General features: G+C 73.4%; 20 protein-coding genes. 10 read left to right on the top strand and 10 right to left on the bottom strand.

Annotated elements, in window-relative coordinates; genetic code table 11:
• Positions 1-3 precede the first annotated feature (3 nt).
• On the top strand, positions 4-1,290 hold the full coding sequence (locus tag GNZ18_RS17450) for a serine/threonine-protein kinase (protein ID WP_156217478.1): 1,287 nt from the start codon (positions 4-6) through the stop codon (positions 1,288-1,290).
• Between the two features lie 3 nt (positions 1,291-1,293).
• On the opposite strand, the gene GNZ18_RS17445 is transcribed toward GNZ18_RS17450, so the two are convergent.
• Complete coding sequence (locus GNZ18_RS17445; protein ID WP_216651328.1) at positions 1,294-2,163, bottom strand: DUF7192 family protein; 870 nt, start codon at positions 2,161-2,163, stop codon at positions 1,294-1,296.
• Positions 2,160-3,584, bottom strand: coding sequence for an AAA family ATPase (locus GNZ18_RS17440; protein ID WP_156217477.1), 1,425 nt, complete (start codon positions 3,582-3,584; stop codon positions 2,160-2,162). The genes GNZ18_RS17445 and GNZ18_RS17440 overlap by 4 nt, the downstream gene beginning before the upstream one ends.
• Before the next feature lie 142 nt (positions 3,585-3,726).
• On the opposite strand from GNZ18_RS17440, the gene GNZ18_RS17435 reads away from it, so the two are divergent.
• Positions 3,727-4,161 carry a Fur family transcriptional regulator gene (locus tag GNZ18_RS17435; protein ID WP_214615390.1) on the top strand — a complete coding sequence of 145 codons (435 nt, stop codon included), beginning with the start codon at positions 3,727-3,729 and terminating at the stop codon, positions 4,159-4,161.
• Positions 4,162-4,219: 58 nt separating this feature from the next.
• Here GNZ18_RS17435 and katG read toward each other — a convergent pair whose 3' ends face one another.
• The 5 genes from katG to GNZ18_RS17410 all read right to left on the bottom strand — a co-directional run bounded on the left by katG (position 4,220) and on the right by GNZ18_RS17410 (position 11,344).
• Positions 4,220-6,448: a catalase/peroxidase HPI gene (katG, locus tag GNZ18_RS17430; protein WP_156217476.1), complete on the bottom strand. Its 2,229-nt coding sequence runs from the start codon at positions 6,446-6,448 to the stop codon at positions 4,220-4,222.
• A gap of 27 nt (positions 6,449-6,475) precedes the next feature.
• A complete protein-coding gene (locus GNZ18_RS17425; protein WP_281378023.1) occupies positions 6,476-6,880 on the bottom strand; it encodes a Fur family transcriptional regulator in 405 nt (134 codons plus the stop codon).
• 171 nt (positions 6,881-7,051) lie between these two features.
• A complete protein-coding gene (locus GNZ18_RS17420; protein ID WP_156217474.1) occupies positions 7,052-8,251 on the bottom strand; it encodes a serine hydrolase domain-containing protein in 1,200 nt (399 codons plus the stop codon).
• The gene (locus tag GNZ18_RS17415; RefSeq protein ID WP_156217473.1) at positions 8,248-9,816 is read right to left on the bottom strand and encodes an alpha/beta hydrolase; all 1,569 of its coding nucleotides are present in this window, start codon (positions 9,814-9,816) and stop codon (positions 8,248-8,250) included. Before GNZ18_RS17415 ends, GNZ18_RS17420 begins: the two co-directional genes overlap by 4 nt.
• 103 nt (positions 9,817-9,919) lie before the next feature.
• The gene (locus GNZ18_RS17410; RefSeq protein WP_173390776.1) at positions 9,920-11,344 is read right to left on the bottom strand and encodes a hypothetical protein; all 1,425 of its coding nucleotides are present in this window, start codon (positions 11,342-11,344) and stop codon (positions 9,920-9,922) included.
• 731 nt (positions 11,345-12,075) lie between these two features.
• Here GNZ18_RS17410 and GNZ18_RS17400 point away from each other — a divergent pair.
• Genes GNZ18_RS17400 through GNZ18_RS17380 form a run of 5 tightly spaced genes read left to right on the top strand, consistent with a single transcriptional unit; the run spans position 12,076 to position 15,712 of the window.
• A complete protein-coding gene (locus tag GNZ18_RS17400; RefSeq protein ID WP_156217470.1) occupies positions 12,076-13,680 on the top strand; it encodes a sensor histidine kinase in 1,605 nt (534 codons plus the stop codon).
• A gap of 30 nt (positions 13,681-13,710) precedes the next feature.
• On the top strand, positions 13,711-14,145 hold the full coding sequence (locus tag GNZ18_RS17395; RefSeq protein WP_242883750.1) for a roadblock/LC7 domain-containing protein: 435 nt from the start codon (positions 13,711-13,713) through the stop codon (positions 14,143-14,145).
• Between the two features lie 8 nt (positions 14,146-14,153).
• Positions 14,154-14,543: a DUF742 domain-containing protein gene (locus GNZ18_RS17390; protein WP_246249895.1), complete on the top strand. Its 390-nt coding sequence runs from the start codon at positions 14,154-14,156 to the stop codon at positions 14,541-14,543.
• A complete protein-coding gene (locus tag GNZ18_RS17385; RefSeq protein ID WP_156217468.1) occupies positions 14,524-15,111 on the top strand; it encodes a GTP-binding protein in 588 nt (195 codons plus the stop codon). Before GNZ18_RS17390 ends, GNZ18_RS17385 begins: the two co-directional genes overlap by 20 nt.
• Before the next feature lie 25 nt (positions 15,112-15,136).
• Entirely contained in the window at positions 15,137-15,712 is a 576-nt protein-coding gene (locus tag GNZ18_RS17380) for a GAF domain-containing protein (RefSeq protein ID WP_214615395.1), read from the top strand.
• Positions 15,713-15,732: 20 nt separating this feature from the next.
• Here GNZ18_RS17380 and GNZ18_RS17375 read toward each other — a convergent pair whose 3' ends face one another.
• Positions 15,733-17,286, bottom strand: a complete 1,554-nt coding sequence (locus GNZ18_RS17375) for an acyl-CoA dehydrogenase family protein (protein WP_156217467.1) — start codon at positions 17,284-17,286, stop codon at positions 15,733-15,735.
• A gap of 1,003 nt (positions 17,287-18,289) precedes the next feature.
• On the opposite strand from GNZ18_RS17375, the gene GNZ18_RS17370 reads away from it, so the two are divergent.
• Positions 18,290-20,230, top strand: coding sequence for a serine/threonine-protein kinase (locus GNZ18_RS17370; protein WP_156217466.1), 1,941 nt, complete (start codon positions 18,290-18,292; stop codon positions 20,228-20,230).
• 11 nt (positions 20,231-20,241) lie between these two features.
• Here the strand turns inward: GNZ18_RS17370 and GNZ18_RS17365 are convergent, their stop codons facing one another.
• Positions 20,242-21,072 carry an FHA domain-containing protein gene (locus GNZ18_RS17365; RefSeq protein WP_214615397.1) on the bottom strand — a complete coding sequence of 277 codons (831 nt, stop codon included), beginning with the start codon at positions 21,070-21,072 and terminating at the stop codon, positions 20,242-20,244.
• Between the two features lie 180 nt (positions 21,073-21,252).
• Here GNZ18_RS17365 and GNZ18_RS40850 point away from each other — a divergent pair, with 180 nt between their 5' ends.
• Positions 21,253-21,798, top strand: coding sequence for a 4Fe-4S cluster-binding domain-containing protein (locus GNZ18_RS40850; RefSeq protein ID WP_173390794.1), 546 nt, complete (start codon positions 21,253-21,255; stop codon positions 21,796-21,798).
• On the opposite strand, the gene GNZ18_RS17355 is transcribed toward GNZ18_RS40850, so the two are convergent.
• Complete coding sequence (locus tag GNZ18_RS17355; protein ID WP_156217463.1) at positions 21,799-22,380, bottom strand: TetR/AcrR family transcriptional regulator; 582 nt, start codon at positions 22,378-22,380, stop codon at positions 21,799-21,801.
• 91 nt (positions 22,381-22,471) lie between these two features.
• Between GNZ18_RS17355 and GNZ18_RS17350 the strand changes: the two genes are divergently transcribed.
• Positions 22,472-23,440 carry an NmrA/HSCARG family protein gene (locus tag GNZ18_RS17350; protein WP_156217462.1) on the top strand — a complete coding sequence of 323 codons (969 nt, stop codon included), beginning with the start codon at positions 22,472-22,474 and terminating at the stop codon, positions 23,438-23,440.
• The last annotated feature ends 5 nt before the right edge of the window (positions 23,441-23,445 follow it).

Raw genomic sequence — 23,445 nt, 5'->3', positions numbered from 1 at the left:
CCGGTGCGACCGCTGGAGCAGAGCGACCCGAGGTCGGTCGGGCGGTTCCGGATCATGGCGCGCGCCGGGTCGGGGGGCATGGCGGTCGTCTACCTCGGCCGGTCCGCCGGCGGACGCCCGGTCGCGGTGAAGATGATGCACGCCGAGTTCGCCGACGACCCGGAGCACCGCGCGCGCTTCCGCCGCGAGGTGGCCGCGACCCGCGAGGTCGGCGGCCTGTACGGGCCCGGCCTGCTCGACGCGGACCCCGGCGGGCGGCGCCCCTGGATGGCGACCGAGTTCGTGCCGGGGGTGTCGCTGCGCGACGCCGTCCGGCGGTTCGGCCCGCTGCCGCCGGACGCGGCGCGCGCGCTGGCGGCCGGGCTGGCCGAGGCGCTCACGCTGATCCACCGCGCCGGGTACGCGCACCTCGACCTGAAACCGGCGAACGTGCTGCTCACCGCCGAGGGCCCGCGCGTGATCGACTTCGGCATCGCCCAGGAGTCGCGGGACGGCGCGCCGGTCGCGGGGTGCCCGGTGGGGTCGCGCGGGTTCGCCTCGCCCGAGCAGGAGGCCGGGGCGGCGACCGGGCCGCCGTCCGACGTCTACTCCCTGGGCGCCACGCTGGTGTTCGCATGCACCGGCGAGCCGCCCGACGACCCCGCGGCCGTCCCCGACGAGGCGCTGCGGGCGGTGGTCGCCGGGTGCCTGCGGCCCGACCCGGCGTCCCGTCCCGGGCTGCGCGACCTCGCCGGATCGCTCGCACCCGGCGCGCCCTCGGCGTGGCCGCCGCCGATCCGGGACGAGATCCACCGGCACATCACCGAGATCGAGAACCCCCCGGCGCCCCGGGCGCCGGAGCCCGCGCGGCGGCGGACGCTGCTGGCGGGCGCGGGCGCGCTGGTCGCGGCGCTGTCCGGGGGCGCCGCCGGCGCGCTGCTCCTCCAGCAGAACGGCGAGCCGCCGGAGAAGGAGGCGCGGGAGCCGGGGAGCGCGGCCCCGACGCCCCTGAGGACGGCGTCGGCGGTGCCCGCCGCGCGGTCCCGCGTGCTGGAGATCCGGCTGACCGGCGACGTCCGGCTGACGTCGCTGACCTACACGGTCGGCGGGAGGAGCACGACGCTCCGGAACGTCGCGCTGCCCTGGAAGACCGCCGTGGACATCCCGGCGTACCCGCCGTCCGTCCCGTGGCGCATCCGGTACCGGCACCCGAACGGCGAGGTCGACTACCGCGTGTTCGTGGACCGGATCCTCAACGGGTCAGGCGGCAGAGGCGGAAGCACCAGCGGCGGCGGCGAAGGCGACGCCTAGCCGTCAGGCCGCGCGCAGCAGGCCGAGGCTGGTGAACATCTCTCGGCACCACGCGATCGCTGATTCCGCCGTTCTCCACTGCGGGTCGGCCGGGGACAGGAACGGGAGGATGTACGGGTCCTCGATGCCCTCCGGGAGGTCTTCGGGGAAGCACTCGTAGGAGGCGTGCCCGTAGTTCTCGCTCCACATGGTGAGGGCGTTCGGTGTGGGGGCGCTGTCCCAGACGGCGCACCACAGGCGGCGCAGCATCGCCGGATGCGCCATCACGAACATCAGCCGTCCCATGTCGAAGGGCTCGGCCGCCGAGACCACCCGCGCGATGGACGCGTAGCGGTCCGTCGTGCTCACGTAGGGGCAGAAGCCCGACCAGATCTCGACGCTGTGCCCGGCGGCGATGATCGAGGAGCACAGCGCGGCCAGCGCCACGCCCCGATGGTGGACGGCCGAGTGCGGGGTCGTGTGCACGTATCCGGCCGGAACGAAGAACGTCACCACGCGGCCGCGGGTCGAGATGCGCTGCGGCACCGCGTCCACCATGCACTCAGGCTCGCCGCTCAGGTAGGCGCCGATGTCGACCTCGCTGCCGGTCACATCCCACGCGGGGACGAGCGCGGTGGTCAGCACCTCGGCGCCGACCCGCTCGCGCAGTTCGGCGACCTCGGCGTCGACCTCGGGCAGGACGGTCGTCCAGCCGTCCTCGGCGAGCCGCAGCGCCTCCTCCCAGGTCGCCCCGGCCCAGTCGTCCGCGCAGCCCCGGCCCTCGCCGTCCTCGATGGTGTCGGGGGCGCGGGCACGGTCCACGAACTCCTGCCAGGACCACATCGGCGGCAGCGCGTGGACGGTGTCGCCGTGCCGGGGCGCCGCGTCGGTCACGCCGCGCCGTCCTCGGCGAGGCCGAGGGCCGAGCGGTGCGCGGCCGACATGCCCCGCACCACCCGCCAGCGCATGGCCTGCTCGACGCTCGCGCCCGCCTGGAGCAGGCGCGCCGCGTCGATGCTGGCCCGGGGCGAGAACATCACCGGCAGCCGCTTCTCGGCGGCGGTCGCCCGCAGCCGCCGCACCTCCTCGACCACCCGCATCGCCTCGTCCTGCCGCGAGGGCGCGAACCCGAGCGCGAGGCGCTCCTCCAGGCCCTCGTCCACCGGCACGTCGATCACGATGTAGCGGTCCAGCGTCGCGGCGTCGAGCGCCTGGCGGCCCACGTACTGCCGGTCGCCGCCGGTGCCGTAGGTGTTCGCGGTGGCGACGAGCCGGAAGTCCGGGTGCGCCTCGACCATGCCGTCGGCGAACGCGCACGACCGGATCGACAGCGCCTGGTTCAGCTCCGCCAGCAGCCCGGGGTGGCCGCTGTCCAGCTCGTCGAGCAGCATCAGCCCGCCGTGCTCGAACGCGCGGCGGAACGGCGTCCCGTGGTAGTGGCCGTGCGCGTCGTAGTAGCCGAAGATCTTGCTCATCGGCGTCGTCGGGCCGAGCGAGAGCGCGTGGAACTCCTGCTCGAACGCCTCCGCCGCCTGCTGGGCCATCATCGACTTGCCGGTCCCGGCGGGGCCGACGAGCAGCACGTGGCAGCCCGCGCCGAGCGCGAGCAGCACGTCCGGGAGCAGCCGGTGGGTGTGGCCGCCGACCCGGACCGGGGCCAGGGCGCCCTCGACGTTGACCTCGACGACGGGCGGCACGTTGCCGGCGACGACCTCGGCGACGACGCGGGCGGCCTCCTCGCGGGCGAACCGGTCGATGTGCCGCGTCATCTCCTCCCGCGTCCGCGCCAGCGACGCGCGGGCGCCCTTCAGCTCCTCCCCGACCGCCGAGCGGGCCGCCTTCACCTCCTCCTCGACGGCCGAGCGCGCCTCGTTGAGCGAGTCCCGGCCGGCCCGCAGGTCCCGTTTGGCGCCCTCGCGCGCGTCCCGCAGCGCGGCCCACGCGTTCTTCCGGTCGTTCTCGGCGGCGGCGCGCGCCGCGCGCACGTCCTCCTCGACGGCCGCGCGCACCTCCGCCAGCGATGCCGCCGCGGCCTCGGACGCGGCGGCCGCGGCGGCGGCCCCGGCGATCTCGCGCGCGGTGGCGGCGGCCGTCTCCCCGGCCGCCTCCCGCGCGCCGGCCAGGAGCTGTTCGGCGCGGGCGGCGCGCTCGTCGGCGATCTCGTGCGCGATCTCGGCGGCCGTCCGGCGCGCGATCGCCTCGATCAGCCGCTCGGCATGGGGGGATCTGGCCAGGGCGTCGCCGTGCCGCATCACGGTCTCGAAGGCGATGGCCCCCGCTATCTGGCGGACTTCCGCCCTGAATGTCTCGCGCATGGCCGCCAAGCCTCCCCGAACGGCGCCGGGACCCCTCCCGCGCCCGATCCCGCCGACGGCGCATCATGGGAAAAGTGACTTAGACTGATGTCATTTGTTGACTTGAGTCGTTCATGATTCGTGAAGGGCAGGTTCGGTTGCCGTGACCGCTCCGTCCGCCCCGTCCATCGCCGAGGAACTGCGCGGTGCCGGCCTCCGGGTGACGGCCGGACGCGTCGCGCTGCTCGACACCGTCCGCGCCGGCGACCACCTCGACGCCGAGACGATCGCCTCCGGCGTGCGCGACCGCGTCGGCCACATCTCGCTCCAGGCCGTCTACGAGGCGCTGCACGCGCTGACGGCGGCGGGCCTCGTGCGCCGGATCGAACCGGCGGGCGGCCCCGCCCGGTTCGAGGGGCGGGTCGGCGACAACCACCACCACTTGGTGTGCCGGAACTGCGGCGCGGTCAAGGACGTCGACTGCGTCGTCGGGGCCGCGCCCTGCCTCGACCCGTCCGACGACGAGGGCTACCTGGTCGACCAGGCCGACGTGACGTTCTGGGGCCTGTGCCCGAACTGCCGGCCGAAGACCCCCTGAACAGCGGAAACGTCCAGGCCGACCCGGAACCGGGCTGGCCTGGACGCCGCCGGGACGCTCAGGCGAGGTCGTAGCGGTCGAGGTTCATGACCTTGACCCACGCCGCGACGAAGTCCTGGACGAACTTCTCCTCGGCGTCGTCGCTCGCGTAGACCTCCGCGACCGCGCGCAGCTCGGAGTTCGAGCCGAACACCAGGTCGGCGCGGCTGCCGGTCCACCGGACCTTGCCCGAGGCGTCGCGGCCCTCGAAGGTCTCCGCCTCCTCCGACGTCGCCTTCCACACCGTGCCCATGTCGAGCAGGTTCACGAAGAAGTCGTTGGTCAGGGTGCCGGGACGGTCGGTGAGGACGCCCAGGGACGACTGCCCGTGGTTCACGCCGAGGACGCGCAGGCCGCCGAGCAGCACGGTCATCTGCGGCGGGCTCAGCGTGAGCAGGTTCGCCCGGTCGATCAGCAGGAACTCGCCCGGCAGCAGGTGGCCCTTCTTGAGGTAGTTGCGGAAGCCGTCGTGCGCCGGCTCCATCACCTCGAACGACTCCACGTCGGTCTGCTCCTGCGAGGCATCGGTGCGCCCGGGGGTGAAGGGCACCTCGATGTCGTGGCCGGCGTCCTTGGCCGCCCGCTCGACGCCCGCGGACCCGCCGAGGATGATCAGGTCGGCCAGCGAGATCCGCTTGCCGCCGGTCTGCTCGGCGTTCCAGGTCTCCTGCACCCGCTCCAGCGTCCGCAGCACCGTCGCCAGCTCGCTCGGGTTGTTGACCTCCCAGCTCCGCTGCGGTTCGAGCCGGATGCGCGCGCCGTTGGCGCCGCCGCGCTTGTCGGTGCCGCGGAAGGACGCGGCCGACGCCCACGCGGTGGCGACGAGCTGGGAGACCGACAGGCCGGAGTCCAGGAGCCGGGCCTTGAGCTCGGCGACGTCCTGCGGGCCGACGAGCTCGTGGTCCACGGCGGGGACGGGGTCCTGCCAGATCAGCGTCTCGGCGGGGACCTCCGGGCCGAGGTAGCGGGCGACCGGCCCCATGTCGCGGTGGGTGAGCTTGAACCAGGCGCGGGCGAACGCGTCCGCGAACTCCTCGGGGTTGTCCTTGAAGCGGCGCGAGATCGGCTCGTAGATCGGGTCGAAGCGCAGCGACAGGTCGGTCGTCAGCATCATCGGCTGCCGGTTCAGCGTGCCGTCCTCGGGGTCGGGGACGGTGTTGGCCCCGGCGCCGTCCTTCGGCCGCCACTGGTGCGCCCCGGCGGGGCTCTTGGTCAGCTCCCACTCGTAGCCGAAGAGGTTGTCCCAGAAGGTGTTGTCCCAGGTGGTGGGGGTGGCCGTCCAGGTGACCTCAAGGCCGCTGGTGTAGGAGTCGCGGCCCTTGCCGGTGCCGTGCGTGCCCTTCCAGCCGAGGCCCTGGTCCTCCAGCGGGGAGCCCTCGGGCTCGGGGCCGATGCTGTCGCCCGGGGCCGCGCCGTGCGCCTTGCCGAAGGTGTGGCCGCCGGCGATCAGCGCGACGGTCTCCTCGTCGTTCATCGCCATCCGGCCGAACGTCTCGCGGATGTCGCGCGCGGCGGCGAGCGGGTCGGGGTTGCCGTTCGGGCCCTCCGGGTTGACGTAGATGAGCCCCATCTGCACCGCCGCCAGGGGGTTCTCCAGCTCCCTGTCGCCGCTGTAGCGCTCGTCGTCCAGCCAGGTGGTCTCCGGGCCCCAGAAGACGTCCTCCTCCGCCTCCCAGGCGTCCTCGCGGCCGCCGGCGTAGCCGAAGGTCTTCAGGCCCATCGTCTCCAGCGCGACGTTGCCGGCGAGGATCATCAGGTCGGCCCACGAGATCTTCCGGCCGTACTTCTGCTTGACCGGCCACAGCACGCGGCGGGCCTTGTCGAGGCTCGCGTTGTCGGGCCAGCTGTTGAGGGGCGCGAAGCGCTGCTGGCCCGCCCCGGCGCCGCCGCGGCCGTCGCTGACGCGGTAGGTGCCCGCGCTGTGCCACGCCATCCGGATGATCAACGGGCCGTAGTGGCCGAAGTCGGCGGGCCACCACTCCTGCGAGTCGGTGAGGACGCGCGCGAGGTCCTGCTTCACGGCGTCCAGGTCGAGGCTGTTGAACGCCTCGGCGTAGTCGAAGTCCTCACCCAGCGGGTTGACCACCGAGGTGTTCTTGGCGAGGAGCTTCAGGTTGAGCCGCTCCGGCCACCAGCCCCGGTTGCCGCCGCCCTGGGTCGGGTGGGGCGCGCGCGTGTGCGCGACCGGACACCCGCCTCCGGCTTCGGCGGCCTTGTCGTTGGCGATGCTCTCGTTGTTCTCGGACATGGTTCCTCCAGGGCTAAGCAGTGCGCATCAGGAACTCTGGGCGGTGGCGCACCCGGGGCACAGGCCCCAGTAGATGACCTCGGCCTCGTCGATCGAGAAGCCGCTGTCGTCGGACGCGCTGAGACAGGGCGCCTCACCGACCGCGCAGTCGGCGTCGGCTATCTCACCGCAGGACCGGCAGACGACGTGGTGGTGGTTGTCGCCGACCCGTGACTCGTACCGGGCCACATGGCCGGACGGCTGGATGCGCCGCACCAGACCCGCCGCCGTGAGCGCGCGCAGCGAGTCGTACACCGCCTGGTGGGACACCGCCGGGAGATCGGCGCGCACGGCGCCGATGATCGAGTCGGTGTCGGCGTGCGGATGCGCGTGCACCGCGCTCAGCACCGCCAGGCGGGGACGGGTCACGCGCAGCGCGGCCCCGCGCAGCATCTGCCGGAAGTCCATGGGCGTCGCCACGCACCACAGACTCGCGCGCTTTCTTGAACGAGTCAAGATTGGAACGGCCATCTTTGCCCAGCCGTTGCCCGCCCTTGCGGCAGGACGGCGGACCGCCGCGGCCCGGGGGGTGCTCCGAACCGCGGCGGGGCTCTGACCTGCGACTCAGCGGGCAGCCGGGCAGAGGGCGTCCTCGACCAGCCGCATGGACGCCTTGTCCTGGGCGTCCTGGCCGTCGCCGCCGAGCCGGAACGTGGACACGGCGACGTTTGCGGCGCGGCGGCCGTCCGGGGTCACGCCCGACTCCGAGACCACGCCGAAGCTGGTGCCGCCGTGGAACCAGATCCCGCCGCCGCACCTCCCGGCGGGCCGCCACGCGATGCCCAGCCCGTACCGGACGCCGGGCGCGGGCACCCAGTCGGTGACCGCCACGGTCTGCTTCATCTGGGCGAGCTGCTCGGGCTTCAGCAGCCTCCCGCCCATCAGGGCGCGCAGGAACGCCCCGTGGTCGCGGGTGGTGCTGATGATCCCGCCGTCGGCCCCGGCGCCCATGCTGACGGAGGTGTCGGTGAGGTCCGTCCGCCCGGGGAAGCGGGTGTAGGCGGTGGCGCTCGGCTGCGGGACGTAGGAGGACCCGGCCGGCGTCATCGTGTGCCGCAGCCCGAGCGGCTCGATGATCCGGTCGTGCACCTCCTGCGCCCACGGGTGCCCGGTGGCCTTCTCGATGATCATCCCGGCGAGGACGTAGTTGGTGTTGGAGTAGCCCCAGCGGGTCTCCTCGGCGGGGTCGGCCGCGTCCGGCACCCACTGCGGGGCCACGGTCATCGCCGTCGCGACCTGGTCGCGCGGCGAGGACGGGCGGAACCGGTTCTCCCTGAACTTCTCGGGGGTCAGGCCGCTGCCGTCGCCCAGCTCGACGGCGACGTAGTCGTTCAGGCCGCTGGTCTGGCGCAGCAGGTTCTTCACGGTGATCCTGCGTCCGTCGTTCCCGTGGCCCGTGACGACTCCGGGGAGCCATTTCTCGACGGTGTCGGTGAGCTTGAGCCTGCCCTCGCCGACCAGTTGCAGCGCGACGGTCGAGGTGAAGGTCTTGGTGTCGCTGCCGATCCGGTAGTAGGAGTCCCACGGGACGGGCTGCCGGGTCTTCAGATCGGCGACCCCGGCGCGGGCGGTGCGGCTGTCGCGGTCGGTCCGCACCTCGGCGAGGACGCCGGTGGCCCCCGTCGCGTGGATGGCGTCCGCGTCCCGCTGGAGGTCGCCGGTGGATGGAGCGGCGGCGGACGGAGCGGCGGCGGACGCGGCGGCCGGGGCGAGCGCGGCCAGCAGCGCGCCCGCGGCCAGGGTCGCGGTGACGTGCTTGTTCATCGTCGCTCCTCGGGGTGGGCGCAGGTGCGGTCGGTGGCGGGCAGCGCGCCGGTCCGCAGGTAGGCGTTGACGGCGTCGTCCGCGCAGGGGACGGGGGTGAGGCCGTCCACACCGCGCCCGTAGACGCCGTGCGAGCGCAGGTCCGCCGTGATCATCCGCGAGCCCCTCAGCCTGCGGTGCAGCGCGACGGCGCCCTCGTAGGGGACGTTGTTGTCGCGCGTGGCCTGGAGCAGGAGCAGCGGCACCCGGTTGTCGACCGCGACCCCGGGCTCGCGCGGCTTCGTCTTCCAGAACGGGCACGGGAAGATCGCGTTCGCGGTCGCCGCGAAGACCGGCTGGGTGGGCCGCGCCGCCTCGATGTTCCGCCAGTACCGCTCCGGTTCGGACGGCCAGCCCCCGGCGGGCCAGCCGCCGTCCCCGCAGAGGAACGCGTTGCCGCTGTTGAACAGGTTGTCGAGTTCGGGGCTCGGGTCGTTGAACAGGCCGAGCCAGCCGGCGAGTTCGGGGATCGGCGTCACCTGCCGCCCGGCGGCGGCGTCGGCCAGGTTCTGGACGCTCCGCGCGAGGACGTCGTTGTTCTCCTCCAGGCCGACCATCTGGCGCAGGAAAAGCCCGAGCACGCTCGGGTGCAGCTTGTACTCGCCGAGGGTGAGCGGGCCCCTGTCGGTCTGGGCGCTGATGCGCTCGACGGTCGCCCTGACCTGCCGGGGCGTGCCGCCGAGCTTATACTCGGCCGAGCGCTCGGCCGTCCAGACCGCCCATTCGGACAGGCCCCGCTCCTGCGCGGGACCCGCGGCCTGGAAGTTCTCGTACTGCGTCTTCGCGGGGTCGGTGACGCTGTCGATCACGATGCGGTCGGCGTTCCGGGGGAACATCTGCGTGTACGCGGCGCCGAGGTCCGCGCCGTAGGAGATGCCGTAGTAGGACAGCTTGCGCTCACCGAGGACGGCGCGGATCAGGTCCATGTCGCGGGCGACGTTCCGGCTGGACGCGTGCGGGAGCAGGGCCGCGTTGTTCCCGTGCGCGTAGCAGCGCTCGGCGGTGTCCTTCGCGTTCCGCACCGACGCCTCGAACGCCTCCCGCCGCGAGTGCGTGTCGGCGGGCTTCGGGCCGTTCCCGCAGTGGATCGGGGTGCTGCGGCCGACGAAGCGCGGGTCGAAGCCGATGAGGTCGTAGCGGTCCGCCGCGTCCTTCATCGCGGGGCGCATCAGCGCCGTGTACTCCAGCCCGGCCCCGCCGGGGCCGCCCGGGTTGGCGAGCAGGATTCCACGCCGGTGCGCGCGGTCCTTGGCCTTGATCCGCGATACGGCGATCTCGACGGACGGCCCGCCGGGCGCCGCGTAGTCGAGCGGCACCCGTACCTTCGCGCACTCCGCGCCCGCCTTGGTCAGCTCGGGCGCGTCGGACGGGCAGGCGCCCCAGTCCGGATGCTGCCCGAGATAGCGCCCCAGGCCGGGCGCGGGCGGCCGGGACGCCGATATCGAGGCCGAGGCCGGCCCCGTCCAGCCGACGAGCCCGGCGACGCCGAGCGCCGTGACGGCCGTTGCGATGCGTGGGATGGTCATGCGTCCGATCCCACCGCCCGGACCACCGCGCCATCACTACGGCTGGCACCTGGCCCGGGGGTGGGGATAACCCGAACCCCTCACGCGCGCCCGGCCATTCCCGTCAGCGGGAGACGAGCGACTGGAAAGCGCCGCGGATGTCGGAGGTGGACGCGTCGACGTACATCTCGTCCGGCGGGGGCCCGCCGCTGAGGAAGCTCTGGTAGTGGATCCTCGACGGGCAGCTCGACCCGCCGATCTGGAGCTTCCGGTCGATCACGCGCTTTCCGGTCCGCAACTCATAGACCCGCACCGGCACCGCGATCTTCCGGAAGGTGACGTTGGTGATGCCCCCCGAGCCCGACTCGGGCTCATAAGGGCAGGTCTGGACGCGTTCCCCCATGCCCTTCTCCCCCACGCAGACCACCAGCGAGGCTTTGGCGGCGTCGCCGGTCTTCCAGGACCCGGGCAGTTTGCCGACGTATTCGGAGTCGCCGGTGAAATACGCCTTGTCGGCCCCCTTGCGGTAGCGGGGCGCGCCGCTGTATTTCACCGGGTCGGCGCAATACCCGGTCTCCAGGTCGGTGGCGTCGTCGGACTCCTCCAGCAGCCGGGTGACCTGTGCCAGCTCGATGGCGAGCGTGGCCTTTCTGACGCCCTCGCGCGCCTCGGCGGCCCGCGCGAAACCCGGATAGCGGGCGAGCAGGTTCTGGTACTGGATGCGCGCCGTCGCCCACTCCTTGGCCGACATGAGCTGGTCGCCGCATCCGATGAGCGCGGCGGGCGCCGTCCGCGCCACGGTCGCGACGGACCGGTCGAGCGCGTCGTGGCTCGCGCGCCGCGCGCCGAGCCAGTCGGTGACCAGGACCGTGTCGCAGTGGTCCCTGGCGGGCAGGCCGCGCAGGAAGCCGTCCAGCACGACCTCGACCATCCGCCTGTGGCCGGGCTCATGGGCGAGCACGGACGCGAGGCCGTCGAACCCCCGCCGCAGCGCGCCGGTGTCGCCGGTCAGCGCGGTCGTCAGGTCGGCCTTGGCCCGCCCCAGTTCCCGGCACGCGCGGGCCGTCCGCTCGGCGTCGGCGGCGAGCGGGGAGTCGGCGAGCCGGTCGCCGAACCAGATGTCGCGCTCGGCGCGCAGCGCCTTGGCGCAGTCGCCGGTGCGGCGGGCGTCCGCGAGTGACCCGCCGATCGTGGCAGCGTCGTAGCGGAGGAGGCCCAGCGCCAGCAGCACCGGGAGCGTGGCCGCGAGCGCGACCGCGAGCTGCCCGCGCACCGCGCCCGCGCCGGACCATCCGGCCCACGCGTTCCGCCCGCCCGCCAGGAACCAGCCGTTCGCGACGAGGGCCGCCCACCACAGCAGCACGACGAGTTCGAACCACAGCGAATGGCCGGACTGAACGAGGATGTCGAGCAGGACCAGGGTGACGAACCCCGTGGCGACGGCGCGGCCGTACCGTCCGAGCATCAGGTAGCCGACGTTGAGTAAGGACGCGTTGGCGAGCGCGACGGCCAGCGGGTCGCGCGGCGGCCGGGGGCGGCGCGGGCGCATCGGCGGCGGCGACGGCGGCATCGACGGGGGCAGCGGCGGCGGAGAGGGAGGAGGGGGCGGGGGCGGTGGTGGCGGGGGCGGTGGTGGCGTGCCCTGGCTTGGGGGATACATCGTCGTCCTTCGGCGCGAAACGGGCTGTCGGCGGACCGTCACCAATTGTTCGGCGGCGACGGCGGGACGGGTCCCGGGACGGCTTCTGGACGCGGATTTCCGCAGGTCAGCAACGCCGATAAGGGGACACCAGGGATGATCTCAACGTGGCGCATTAGGGACTGGCCGTTCCGACCGTTTTCAGCCGTCCGAACCAGCGGATCGCGACATCGGCGCAGGTGAACAGGGGATGACGATCGAGGGGACGAATAGGCCGGCGAAAGGGACATCGGCGGACGGACACCCTGATAGAGTCGTCGGGACGGTGGAATCTCAGCAATCCGTGCTTCCCCGATGAGGCGTTGTGCCAGCCTAGATCCGAGCTGTACCCATACGAGTACGTATTACTCAGTATCGTGATCTCCGCTGTCAACGCACTGAGGACGCCGATGCCTGACTTCTTCGAACCTGCCGCCGGCGCCGAGCACCAGGATGGTCGACGAACCGGCAGGTCCCAGACCCGTGCTAAGCGTCGCCATCGCAGTATACGCGCCTTTCATCTGTCCATTTCCGTCCTTCCCGCGGCCATTGTCGGCCTATTCGGGACGGCGGCCGTCGGCGTCCTGTACCGCGACGCGGACGTGGCCCGGCAGACCCGCCTGGTCCTCGCCCTGGCTGCCGGCGGCGCGGTGATCACCCTGGCGATCGCCGCGGTGGCGGCGGACGCGGCGACCCGCCGGGTGCTCCAGCAGCGCGCGCGTGCGCTCGCCCGGGAGCAGGAGGCGACGCGCCGCCGCCTCGGCGAGCTCGGGCTGCTGGTCAGCCGGGGCCGCCGCGACCTGCAGCGGCTGGCCGAGGGGCTGAGCGCCGGGGAGACGGCCATGCCCTACACCGAGGACCAGCCGCCCCCGGGCGACGCCGATCCCGTGATCGCGCTCGCGTACGAGGTGCGGCAGGCGCAGGGCGCCGCCTGGAACACCGTGCTCGGCGCGGCCACCCGCGAGCCCGACCGCGCCAACCAGCGCGTCGGCGTCTTCGTGAACCTCGCCCGGCGGATGCAGTCGCTGTCCCACCGGGCCATCCAGGGCCTCGACGAGCTGGAGAACCAGGTGGAGGATCCGGACCTCCTCAAAGGGCTGTTCAAGGTGGACCATCTCACCACCCGCACGCGCCGCCAGGCCGAGAGCCTCGCGGTGATCGGCGGCGCCGCGTCCCGCCGCCAGTGGACGCGGCCGGTCAGCGTCTTCGAGGTGCTGCGCTCGGCCATCGCCGAGGTGGAGCACTACAACCGCGTCAAGGTCGTGCCGCCCATCGAGGGCGAGCTGCACGGCGGCGCGGTCGCCGACGTCGTGCACCTGCTCGCCGAGCTGATCGAGAACGCCACCAAGTTCTCGCCGCCGAGCACGCAGGTGCACATCCGCGTCGAGACCGTCAGCGCGGGCCTCGCCATCGAGGTCGAGGACCGCGGCCTCGGCATCCCGCGCGGCGACCAGCGGCGGCTCAACGACCTGCTCGCCGACCACGAGCGCGCCGACACCGAGGAGCTGCTGAAGGACGGCCGGATCGGGCTGCTGGTCGTGTCCGCGCTCGCGCGCCGCCACAAGGTCCGCGTCCAGCTCCAGGGCAACGTCTACGGCGGCACGCAGGCCGTCGTCGTGGTGCCCAAGGAGCTGGACGGCCGGGGCCCGGAGGAGACCGGCCCGCAGGCGGGCGCGCGGCCCGAGCCGCAGGCCCCCGTCCAGGCGCAGGCCCCCGCTCAGGCCCCCGCTCACACCCCGGCGCAGCCGCAGGCCCCGGCGCAGCCCCAGCCCAGGCGGTCGGGCGCCCGTCACGCCGCGCCCCCGCAGCCCGTGCCCGAACCCGCGCCCGCAGCCGCCCCGGCCTCTGTACCGGCCTCCGTACCGGCACCGGTCCCCGCTCCGGTCCCGGTCGCCGCGGCGGCGCCGGCCCAGCCGTCCACCCGGCCGAGCGCCCCGCCGGAGCAGCGCGACGTCCTCGGCGGCCACGTGCCCGCGGCGCCGCAGCAGCCCCCGGCCGCGAGCGCCGGTGAGCGGCCGCCCCTGCCGCGCCGCCAGGCCCAGACGCACATCGCGCCCGAGCTGGCCGAGCAGGTCGAGATGTCCGCGCCCGTGGACGACGAGCGGGAGATCGAGCACAACCCCGGGTTGATGGCCGCGTTCAAGCGGGGAGTCCGCAGCGCCGAGGAGACCGACGGCGCCCCGGACGGCTCCGGCGGCGCGAACTGACGAGACATGACTAACGAGAAGGAGCGTCCATTGAGTGCTGTCTCCCCGAACCAGGCGCAGGATCTCGCTTGGCTGCTGCGGGGGCTGGGCGAGGAGGTTCCGGTGATACGCGGGAGCGTGTTGCTGTCCTCCGACGGCATGTTGAAGGCATCCGACGGTTTCGACCGGGCGAGCGCGGAACACCTCGCCGCGCTCGCGTCGGGGTTGTTCTCCATCGCGCGGAGCACCGGCACCAAGTTCGACAACAGCAACGAGGTCCGGCAGGTGGTGGCGGAACTCCAGTCCAGCCAGCTCTTCATCTCCTGGGCCGGTTTCAACTCGGTGCTGGCGGTGCTGGCGCGAGGCGACGCCGATCCGGGCGTCGTCGGTTTCGAGATGGCCCGGTTGATCAGGGCCGTCCGGCCGTTCCTGCACACCGCGGCGCGCCCCCCGGCCGCCGCCGCCGATCCGCGCCGTCCGGCATGACGTCCGGCATGACGCCCGGTATGCCCCCCGGCGGTGACCCCGCCGACGACGAGGTCTGGCTCGACGACGCGGCCGGACGGCTCGTCCGGCCCTACACGGTGACGGCGGGCCGCACCCGCCCCTCCGTCGAGCTGGGCCTGCTCTCGCTGGTGGTGGCGGCCGAGCGGCCGCCGCCCGGCGTCGACCCCGAGTACGCGCGGGCCCTCGACCTGTGCCGTACGCCGACCTCCGTCGCGGAGGTCGCCGCGCAGTTACGGCTGCCCGTGGTGGTCACCAAGGTCGTCCTGTCCGACCTGCTGGATCGCCGGGCGATGACCACGCAGGCGACCCACATCGCCGCCGATCCGACCGACCGAGCCCTCTTGGAGAAGCTGCTCGATGGCCTACAACGAGCCTGAGGAACCCCCCACCCAGGTCAAGATCCTCGTCGCGGGCGGCTTCGGCGTCGGCAAGACGACGTTCGTCGGCGCGGTCAGCGAGATCGAGCCGCTGAGCACCGAGGAGCTGATCACCGCGGCCAGCGTCGGCGTCGACGACCTCGGCGGGGTGGAGCAGAAGTCCACCACGACGGTGGCGCTCGACTTCGGCCGGATCACGATCGAGCAGCACGGCATCGTGCTCTACCTCTTCGGGACGCCCGGCCAGCGGCGCTTCTGGTTCATGTGGAACGAGCTGTCCGCCGGAGCGCTCGGCGCGATCGTGCTCGCCGACACCCGCCGCCTCCAGGACTCCTTCGAGGCGGTCGACTTCTTCGAGAGCCGGGGCACCCGGTTCCTCGTCGCGGTCAACGAGTTCGACTCGGCGTTCCGCTACGGCGCCGACGAGGTGCGCTCCGCGCTCGGCCTCGACCCGGCGGTGCCGGTCGTGCCGTGCGACGCGCGGGACCGGCCGTCCGCCACCTCGGTGCTGCGCGAGCTGATCCTGCACCTCCTGGCCGCGGCGCCCGCCCCCGCTTCCCCCAACTGACGTTCCACCACTCAGGGAGAACCCCGTGACCCATGAGCCGCTCTACGACCCGCCCGGCCACCTCCTCACGCCCGTCGACCCCGAGGTCCCCCAGCGGGTCGCGCGGCTGCGCGAACTCGGCCTCGGGCAGGGCCCCGACAGCGAGTTCGACGCGCTCGCCCGCGACCTCGCCGAGACCGCGGGGCGGCTCGTCGGCTCCGAGCACCCGCCGTTCGCGATGGTGAACTTCGTGACCGACCGGCAGTACCTGAGCGGCCTGTACGCGCCGCCCGTCCCGGGGTCGGACGCGACGGGCGCGGTCGAGCTGGGCCGGGAGGTCCCGCTCGACCACGGGTACTGCCCGCACGTCGTGATGCGGCGTAAGGCCCTCGTCCTGGACGACGTGTGCGACTATCCGCGCTTCGCGGGCAACCCCGTGGTCGACCGGCTCGGCATCCGCACCTACGCGGGCGCCCCCCTCATCGACCACACTGGCACGGTCCTCGGAACGGTCTGCATCGTCGACCGCGACCCGAAGCCGTGGGGGCATCCCGGCCTGAACCTCATCAAGGAACGGGCGGCGGACCTGGTCGAGCTGATCCGCCGCCGCGAGGGCATCTGAGTTCCCGGCCGGGCCCAAGGTCAGGCTTCGGTGCTGACCGGGACGGAACGCGAGAACAGCACCCCGGCCGCGGACGGCGCGGCCGCGGGTGCGCCGCCCGCGTCCGCGGCCATGTCCCCCGGCCCGTTGTCGAGCCCGTCCACGGGACGGATCACGCCCGCCGCCAGCAGCCCGAACTCGGTCTGGACGCAGGCGATGTCGGCCTTGAGGAACTCGACCGCCGCCCGGGACCGGACGGGGTCGGCGCCGGTCTCGGCGGTCCACCGCATGACCTGGCCCGCCGTGAACAGGTAGGCGATCGCGCGCCCGGCGAGCACGAGGTGCTCCTGCCGGAGCGGCTGGTCGAGGAAGCCGAGGTCGAGGCGGCAGGCGCGGACGGCGGAGGCGGTGGGCGGCCACTCGGCCAGGAACCGGCTGAGCGGGCGCCCGGCCGTCCGGGCGAGGCACCACTCGGTGAGCTGCTGGCTGAGCAGGTCGTTGGTGCCGTCGAAGATCGTGTAGACGCGGGCGTCGAGGAACGCCTGCGCGGAGATGTTGGTGGGGGACCCGCTGCGGTACCCCTCGCCGCCGACGAGCTGCTGGTAGTGGTGGGCGGCGCTCAGCATCCGCTCGGTGGCGACGGTCTTGATGGCGTGGACGGCCGGGAACGCGCCGAGCATGGCGCCCTTCATGTCCAGGTCGGTCTGGAGGTGGTGGTTGAGCGCGGCGCAGATCGCGTAGGACGCGTCGATCGCCGCCAGCCGGTACTGGACGAACCGGATCGCCGACTGCGGCGCCGGACCGATCCGGCGGCGCGCCGCGTAGGCGTGCGCCTCCCGGCTGACGCGGCGCAGGAACCCGGTGCCCATCGCCGCCATCATCGACCGCGAGGCCATCAGCATCTCCGCCATCGGGCGCAGCGACCCGCCGTCGGCGGCGATCCGCCGGTGCCGGGGGATCACCGCGTCGATCTCGTTCAACCCGTAGTCGATGATCTTCAGGCCGAGCGGCTCGTAGGTCTGGAGGGTGCGGAACCCCTCGCTGCGCTTGACGATGAAGTAGCCGTACTCGCGCCGACCGTGGTCGTCGTTCTTCGCGCTGACCAGCCACCACTGCGCGCTGAGGCTGAAGGCCTGCCAGTGCTTGCGGCCGCGGATCCGGTACCCGCCCGTCACCTCCTCGAAGGTGGTGGTCATCGCCGACATGGCCGAGCCGCAGCCGGGCTCGGTCGAGGCGAACCCGGCGATCATCGGGTCGCCGCCGGCGTAGTGCGGCAGCACCTCCTGGCGGGCCTCCTCACCGGCCCAGAGCACGATCGGACGCAGCGCGACCGCGCTGACGATCGTCACGTACATGCCGAGCGGAAGGTTCCATTCGGACAGGGTCTCCACGACCCGGCACATCTCGATATGGCTGTCGCGCCCGCCGAACTCCTTGGGCAATGTCGGGAGGAGCACTCCCGCCTTGGTCAGCAGGGTCCAGTCGTCGGCGGGCAGGTTCCGCTGGGGGTAGGTCGCGGAATCGAAGCGGGGCGCGACCGCCTCGATCCCGGCGATGAACTCGTTCGTCGACAGAGGGAGTAGATCATGCAACATGGTGTCCGCTCTCACGGGTCGGCCTGTCAGTGCGTGGGGAAGCGTCAGGTACCGGCAATCAAGAGCTCGTCCGATTCACTGTGCTAAGGCAGACTACGAAGCACCTCCCGAATCGTCCAATCTTGGACATCGTCATGGTTAATCGTCCCGGTCGCCACCCGCAAGGGACATCTCGCTTACCGCGGCCGGTCCGAAAAACCGTTTCACCTGCTGCGACCTGCGCGTTCTCGCGGCACGGCCGGGGCTTTCCGGGCCAGGGCCGGGAACCGCGACGATCACAGTACCACCGCGATTTGCCACCCTGACACTAAAAGTAGAGAGATTCCAGGCCGGTAGTCAGATCACCGGCATGCTCCGCCAAGGCTGCGCGGGCCCCGGCAGATGGCGGCAAGCCCGCCTTGGACGGCGTTTTCAGGGGCCCTTCAATCGCCCTCGAAATATGCTCTGACCTGCACAGACATAGCGTTGCCGGGCACAGTGAACACACCTGCCGCCGACCCGCGAGCCGTTGGCGTGCACGCGGGTTATGGTCACCCGCCTCCGGCACAAACCATTTCTCTCGATGCCCGCAAAGGCGAGGGTAAGTCCCGGCCCGTGACGTTTGCCCGCGAGGCCGCCCGACGGAGGTGAAACCCCCTGCTCGCGGCACTGATTTTCCGTTTGGACAGTCCAAGTGACGGCCGGGCGAGCTACCAAGCCGAAGTGATTGCATTGAGCGTCCTGATCTGATAGGGCCCCTTTTGGCCCTGCCCTGGAGGAGGGGGGCGGCGCGCCGGGCGGCGTCCAACGTCCAACCGGGAAGGGGGTTAGGAGAAACGGCGCTCCCCTCCGGAAGTGGGGCCGGGCCGGGAAAGCCCCTGGTAATGATCATTTGTTCGCGGTAGCTCCTTGCCGGACCGGCCAAGGACGGGTAACGCCGAAACGGTGTGTGTCTGGACTGTCACCCAGTAGGTTTGATCTCGCGCGGCTTGTGGGCGTTCCGGTGAGAGGAGTCACGGTGCGCATGGGAGCGGTGATCGCCGGACGGTACCGGCTGGTCAAAGGGCCCATTCACGGGGGAACCGGCGAGGTGTGGGTGGCCGACGACCTGGTCCTGCCGCGCCATGTGGTGCTGAAGCGGCCCAAATTCGGCGGCAGCGGCCCGCACGCTTTCAAACAGCTCCGGGCCGAGGCGCACGCGCTGGCGCGGTTCAGCCATCCGCACGTGGTCACGCTGTTCGACGCCATCCAGGTGCGGAGCCTGTGGCGGAGCACGTCCTGGCTCGTCCTGGAGTACGTGCGCGGCGGGAGCCTGGACGCGTGGCCGCCCGCCCCGCCGCGGGTCGCGGCCCGCATCGGCGCCGAGATCGCGGACGCGCTGGTCGCCCTGCACGCGGCGGGCATCGTGCACTGCGACGTCAAGCCGGGCAACATCGTCATGACCGAGAAGCGCACGGTCAAGCTCGCCGACTTCGGCGCCGCCTACCGGCTCGCGGGGCTGGAGACGACCACCCAGAACGGGCCCGTCAGCCACACCCCCGCCTACGCCGCGCCGGAGGTCGTCCGGGGGCTGCCCGAACCGGCGTCCGACGTGTACTCGCTCGGCGCCACCGTCTACGCCCTGATCACCGGGTCGCCGCCCGGCCCGAGGACCGGCGAGGAGCTCACCGGCGGGACGCGCGCCGACGAGCCCCCGGGCGACGCGCCCGAGGCCGGGCCCTCCGCACAGGCGGCGGCCGTCGCGGCGGGGCCGCTGGGCGGTGTGCTGGCGGCGATGCTGCGAGCCGACCCGCCCGACCGGCCCACCCCCGGCGAGGCGCGGCGGATGCTGGACGAGGTCGCCGGCGATGTGGCGCTGGAGCCGCCCGACTACGCCAAGGAGACCTGGCCCCCGGCGTCGGATCCTCCCGGCGGCGGCCCCGTGCCGGGCGGGCCGGTGCCGGGCGGGCCGGGCGGGCGCCCGTCGCCGTGGACGCGTTCGGCCGTGCTCATCCGGCGGTATCCGCGGCGGTTCGCGGTGGGCGCGGTCATCCTCGCGGCGCTGATCGCGCTCCCGTTCAGCCCCCTCTACAGGGACGGCGGCGCCACGCCGAAGCGCGCGACGCCGGTGTCGCTGATCGGCGACCCGCACACGATCGACCCGTGCCGGCTGCTGGACCCCGCCGCGCTCGGCCGGTTCGGCGACACCGAACTCGACATCGACTACGGCAACTTCGACCGGTGCGACGTCGTGCTGACGATCGGCGAGGGCGCGGGCGAGGCGGTGGTCGATCTTGAGGTCCACCTCGCCGCCGAGTCCGCGCCCGAGACGGCCGGTCCGGTGAAGGCGATGGGGCGCGTCCAGGTCGTCCAGGACCCGGAGGAGGACGACCACTGCGGCCGGCGGCTGCTGCTGCCCTCCCCCGACGTCGGCACCACGATCTCGGTCGACGCGCAGCTCGACGACGGCAGGGCCGCGCCCCTGTGCGGCATCGCCGACGCCGCCGTCACCAAGGCGGTCGCGGTGCTGAACGCGGGCCCGGTCCCCCGCCGCGCGGCGCCGTTCCCGGCGGCGTCGCTGGCGAACCGGAACGCCTGCGTGCTGCTCGGGGCCCGCGCGCTCGACCTCGTCCCGGGCATCGACGCCGCCGACCCGAAGACCGGGTTCGGCGGCTGGGACTGCCGCTGGCGCAGCACCACCCGCCGCATCTTCGTCAAGCTGCGGTTCGACCGGGGCGAGCCGCTCGGCCCGAGGGACGGCAGCCCGACCCGGCTCCGGGGCCGCGAGACCTTCATCGAGGCGAACGGCGACGGCGAGGGGACGTGCCTGGCGCGGGTCGTGCACCGGCACTATCCCGACCAGAACGGCAAGGACGCGATCGAGATGCTGTACCTCGTCGTGGAGGGCGACCCGCCCACCAAGCAGCTCTGCGCGATGGCGACGTCCCTGGCCGACGCGGCCGCCGCGCAGCTGCCGCCCGCCTGACGCGCGGCGGGTCAGCCGCCGAGGAGGTCCAGGTCCTCGGTGCGGAGCTTGGTGCGGACGAGCAGCGCGCTGATCAGGTTGTGGTTGAGCGCGTTGCCGATCGGCGGCGGGATCTGCTCCTCCAGCAGGCCGGGGACCTCGGCGCTGAGCCGCATCCGCACCCCGGTGACGATGCGGGCGGCGCGCCGCTCGTTCCACTTCTCCCCGGGCCGCAGGCGGCCCAGCTCGTCGGCGACCTGCGCCCAGGTGAGCGGCTGCGGCCACGGCTCCTGCCGCAGGTAGCGCTGGGCGAGGCAGACCAGGACGAGCTTCTCCAGCGGGTTCAGCCGCCAGCGGTCGGCGCCCGGCCCGCGGTTGTCGGGGTGCTCGGGGCTGTCGGGGTCGTAGGTCGGGACCTCGTGCAGGTCGACCGGGCCCGGCGTGACCGGACCGGCGGCGATCCGCGCCTCCAGCAGGTGCTCCTGCCCCGGCGCGACGATGAACAGCGGTGTGTAGGCCACCGGCAGCTCGGCGCGGTGCCCGCCGAGCACGAGGCGCGACCCGGGGAAGCGGATCGCGAGCTTGCCGAGGTTGTAGAGCACCCAGCGCGAGTGCTCGCGGGTGATGTAGCCGTGCTGCCTGCTGACGCGCGGGTCGGACGGCCCCACACAGACGTGGACGTCGGGTTCGCAGCGTCCGAACACCACGTCGAACCCCGCGTCGGGCGACACCCGCATCCCGCCGTTCGCGCCCATGACGAACAGCGTGCCGGGCTGCGCCGGGGGCAGCCCGGTCGCCAGGCTGCCGATCTCCTTCGGCAGGATGTCGACCTTGCCGGGCGGCTTCCGCATCGTCGACGCCATGTGCACCGTCCTCTCCGGCCCCGCGGCGCTCACCGTAAGCGTGCCCCGGCGGGAGGGGTCCCGTCTGCGACGTTGTACCGCCTCGCCCCGGCCCCGACGCCCGGTCGCCGAACTTCGGCATCCGCCCGTCCCCCGCGCCGCCCGGGACCGGTCCCGGTGCGGCCGGAGTGTAATCACGGCGTGAGCGACGAACTCCGGCCTCGGCAGCTGACCTGGGCGCCGCGTCCGCCGCGTCCGCTGCGCGTGCACGCCTTCGAGCCGTTCAGCGAGACCGACGGGCCCGGCACGCGCGCGGTGCTCTGGCTCCAGAGCCGCACGCTGGGCTGCCCGAGCTGCCGCGACCCGAAGACGCACGCCCGGCGCGGCCACCAGGTCACGGGCGAGGAGATGTTCGCGCACATCGCGCTGCTCACCGGCTGGATCGAGGGGGTGACGATCCGCGGCGGCGAACCGCTGCTGCAACGCCGCCCGGTGCTGCGGCTGCTCGCGCGGATCCGGGACGAGACGTCCCTGTCGGTCATCCTGTTCACCGGCTACACCTGGCCCGAACTCGTCCGCATGCCCGGGGCGACCGCCCTGCGCGACCGGGTCGACGTGCTCCTGTCCGGGCGCGGCGACGAGGACCGGCACCTGGGCGAGGGGCTGCGCGGCTCGTCCGGCAAGACCGTCCACCTCCTCACCGACCGGTACACCGCCGCCGACCTGGCCCCTCCTCCGAACGCCTGATCACCGGGCACCTGACCACCGGCCGCCGGGCGGGCCGATCCCGGCGACGGCGAGCCGGAACACCCGGTCGGCCGCCGCGACCGGGTCAGGGTGGTGCTCGGTCGCGAGGACGGCGCCGACGACCAGCGTGACCAGGTCGGCGACGGTGACGTCCGCCGCGACCGCGCCCTCGCGCACCGCGCGGCGCAGCAGCGGCTCCACCGCCTCCTCCATCATCGCCGCGCAGCCGTCCTCCTGCCCCGGCTCGGCGCCCTCGAAGGCCAGCGCCGCGACGAGGCCCCGCGCGGACGCCGAGTGCGCGACGACGTCGGCCAGCCATTCCACCAGCGCGCTCCGGCCCCCGCCGTCCCCGCCCAGGCCGCGGGCGCGCCCGCACAGCGCCTCCATCTGACTGCGCGACACGGCCTCCAGCAGCGCGCGCCGGGTGGGGAAGTGCCGCCGGACGGTCGCCGAGCCGACCCCCGCCACCCGGGCGATCTGCTCCAGCGAGGCGTCGGGGCCGTGCGCGGCGACCTCGTCCTCGGCCACGGCCAGGATGCGCGCGCGGTTGCGCCTGGCGTCCGCGCGCGGGCGCTCGGTCATGGCGTGCTCTCCCGGGTTGTTAAGTGGCGGGGCCCGCCGTATCGTACCCGAGTAGAAAACGGCGGGCCCCGCCATTTCTGGAGAGGGGATCATGTCCACAGCGTCCGCACCCGTCCTGGTCACCGGCGCCACCGGCAGGCAGGGCGGCGCCACGGCCCGCGCCCTGCTCGCGGCGGGCGTCCCCGTCCGCGCCCTGGTGCGCGACCCCTCCGCCGACCGGGCCGGGGCGATCGCCGCTCTCGGCGCCGAGCTGGTCACCGGCGACCTGCTCGACCGCGACTCGGTGGCGCGGGCCGCCGAGGGCGCCCGTGCCGTCTTCTCCGTGCAGATGCCCGCGATGACCGGCGACGGCTTCGACTTCGCGGGCGAGGTGGCCCAGGGCGTCAACCTCGTCGAGGGCGCGAAGGCCGCCGGGGTCCCGACGTTCGTGCACACCTCGGTCAGCGGCGCCGGTCAGCACACCGAGGTCCCCGGCTGGGCCGAGGGCCGCTGGTCCGCGTTGGAGCCCACGCTCGGCGCCAAGACCGCGGTCCAGGACCACGTCCGCGCGGCCGGGTTCCCGCACTGGACGCTCCTCAAGCCGGGCTTCTTCATGGAGAACTTCCTCCCCTCCATGGCGTTCCTGTTCCCGCGCGGCATCGAGGGCGGCCTGGTGAGCGTCCTGAAACCCGGCACCCACCTGTCCCTGGTGGCCGTCAACGACATCGGCACCGCGGCGGCCGCCGCCCTCACCGCCCCGGACGGCTTCAACGGGGTCGAACTGGAACTGGCGGGCGACCACCTGACCATGGAGCGGATCGCCGAGACCCTTTCCCGCGTCCTGGGCAGGCGGCTGCCCGCCCCCGACATGACCGTGGACGAGGCGCTCGCCGCCGGGATGCCGCCGATGGGCGCCACGCACGAATGGCTGAACGCGGCCGGGCAGCCGGCCCGCCCCGAGTACGCGCGCGCCCTGGGCCTCCCGCTGACCGGCTTCGAGCCCTGGGCCCGCGAGCACATGCGCCAGGGCGCGTTTCGCAGTGGCCTCGGCCGTCCCGCGGGCGCGCCGGCTGACCGGTGAGGGTG

Origin of the sequence: Actinomadura litoris, assembly GCF_009733595.1 — a bacterium.
Classification (GTDB): domain Bacteria; phylum Actinomycetota; class Actinomycetes; order Streptosporangiales; family Streptosporangiaceae; genus Spirillospora; species Spirillospora litoris.
This window is presented reverse-complemented; position numbering and strand designations above follow the sequence as displayed.

What these genes read in the sequence shown, in the direction of transcription:
- GNZ18_RS17440 (WP_156217477.1), bottom strand. Translation starts at nt 3,584, where the DNA reads ATGCGCGAGACATTCAGGGCGGAAGTCCGCCAGATAGCGGGGGCCATC.
- katG (WP_156217476.1), bottom strand. Translation starts at nt 6,448, where the DNA reads ATGTCCGAGAACAACGAGAGCATCGCCAACGACAAGGCCGCCGAAGCC.
- GNZ18_RS17425 (WP_281378023.1), bottom strand. Translation starts at nt 6,880, where the DNA reads ATGCTGCGCGGGGCCGCGCTGCGCGTGACCCGTCCCCGCCTGGCGGTG.
- GNZ18_RS17420 (WP_156217474.1), bottom strand. Translation starts at nt 8,251, where the DNA reads ATGAACAAGCACGTCACCGCGACCCTGGCCGCGGGCGCGCTGCTGGCC.
- GNZ18_RS17415 (WP_156217473.1), bottom strand. Translation starts at nt 9,816, where the DNA reads ATGACCATCCCACGCATCGCAACGGCCGTCACGGCGCTCGGCGTCGCC.
- GNZ18_RS17410 (WP_173390776.1), bottom strand. Translation starts at nt 11,344, where the DNA reads ATGCGCCCGCGCCGCCCCCGGCCGCCGCGCGACCCGCTGGCCGTCGCG.
- GNZ18_RS17390 (WP_246249895.1), top strand. Translation starts at nt 14,154, where the DNA reads ATGACGCCCGGTATGCCCCCCGGCGGTGACCCCGCCGACGACGAGGTC.
- GNZ18_RS17385 (WP_156217468.1), top strand. Translation starts at nt 14,524, where the DNA reads ATGGCCTACAACGAGCCTGAGGAACCCCCCACCCAGGTCAAGATCCTC.
- GNZ18_RS17375 (WP_156217467.1), bottom strand. Translation starts at nt 17,286, where the DNA reads ATGTTGCATGATCTACTCCCTCTGTCGACGAACGAGTTCATCGCCGGG.
- GNZ18_RS17370 (WP_156217466.1), top strand. Translation starts at nt 18,290, where the DNA reads ATGGGAGCGGTGATCGCCGGACGGTACCGGCTGGTCAAAGGGCCCATT.
- GNZ18_RS17365 (WP_214615397.1), bottom strand. Translation starts at nt 21,072, where the DNA reads ATGGCGTCGACGATGCGGAAGCCGCCCGGCAAGGTCGACATCCTGCCG.
- GNZ18_RS17355 (WP_156217463.1), bottom strand. Translation starts at nt 22,380, where the DNA reads ATGACCGAGCGCCCGCGCGCGGACGCCAGGCGCAACCGCGCGCGCATC.
- GNZ18_RS17350 (WP_156217462.1), top strand. Translation starts at nt 22,472, where the DNA reads ATGTCCACAGCGTCCGCACCCGTCCTGGTCACCGGCGCCACCGGCAGG.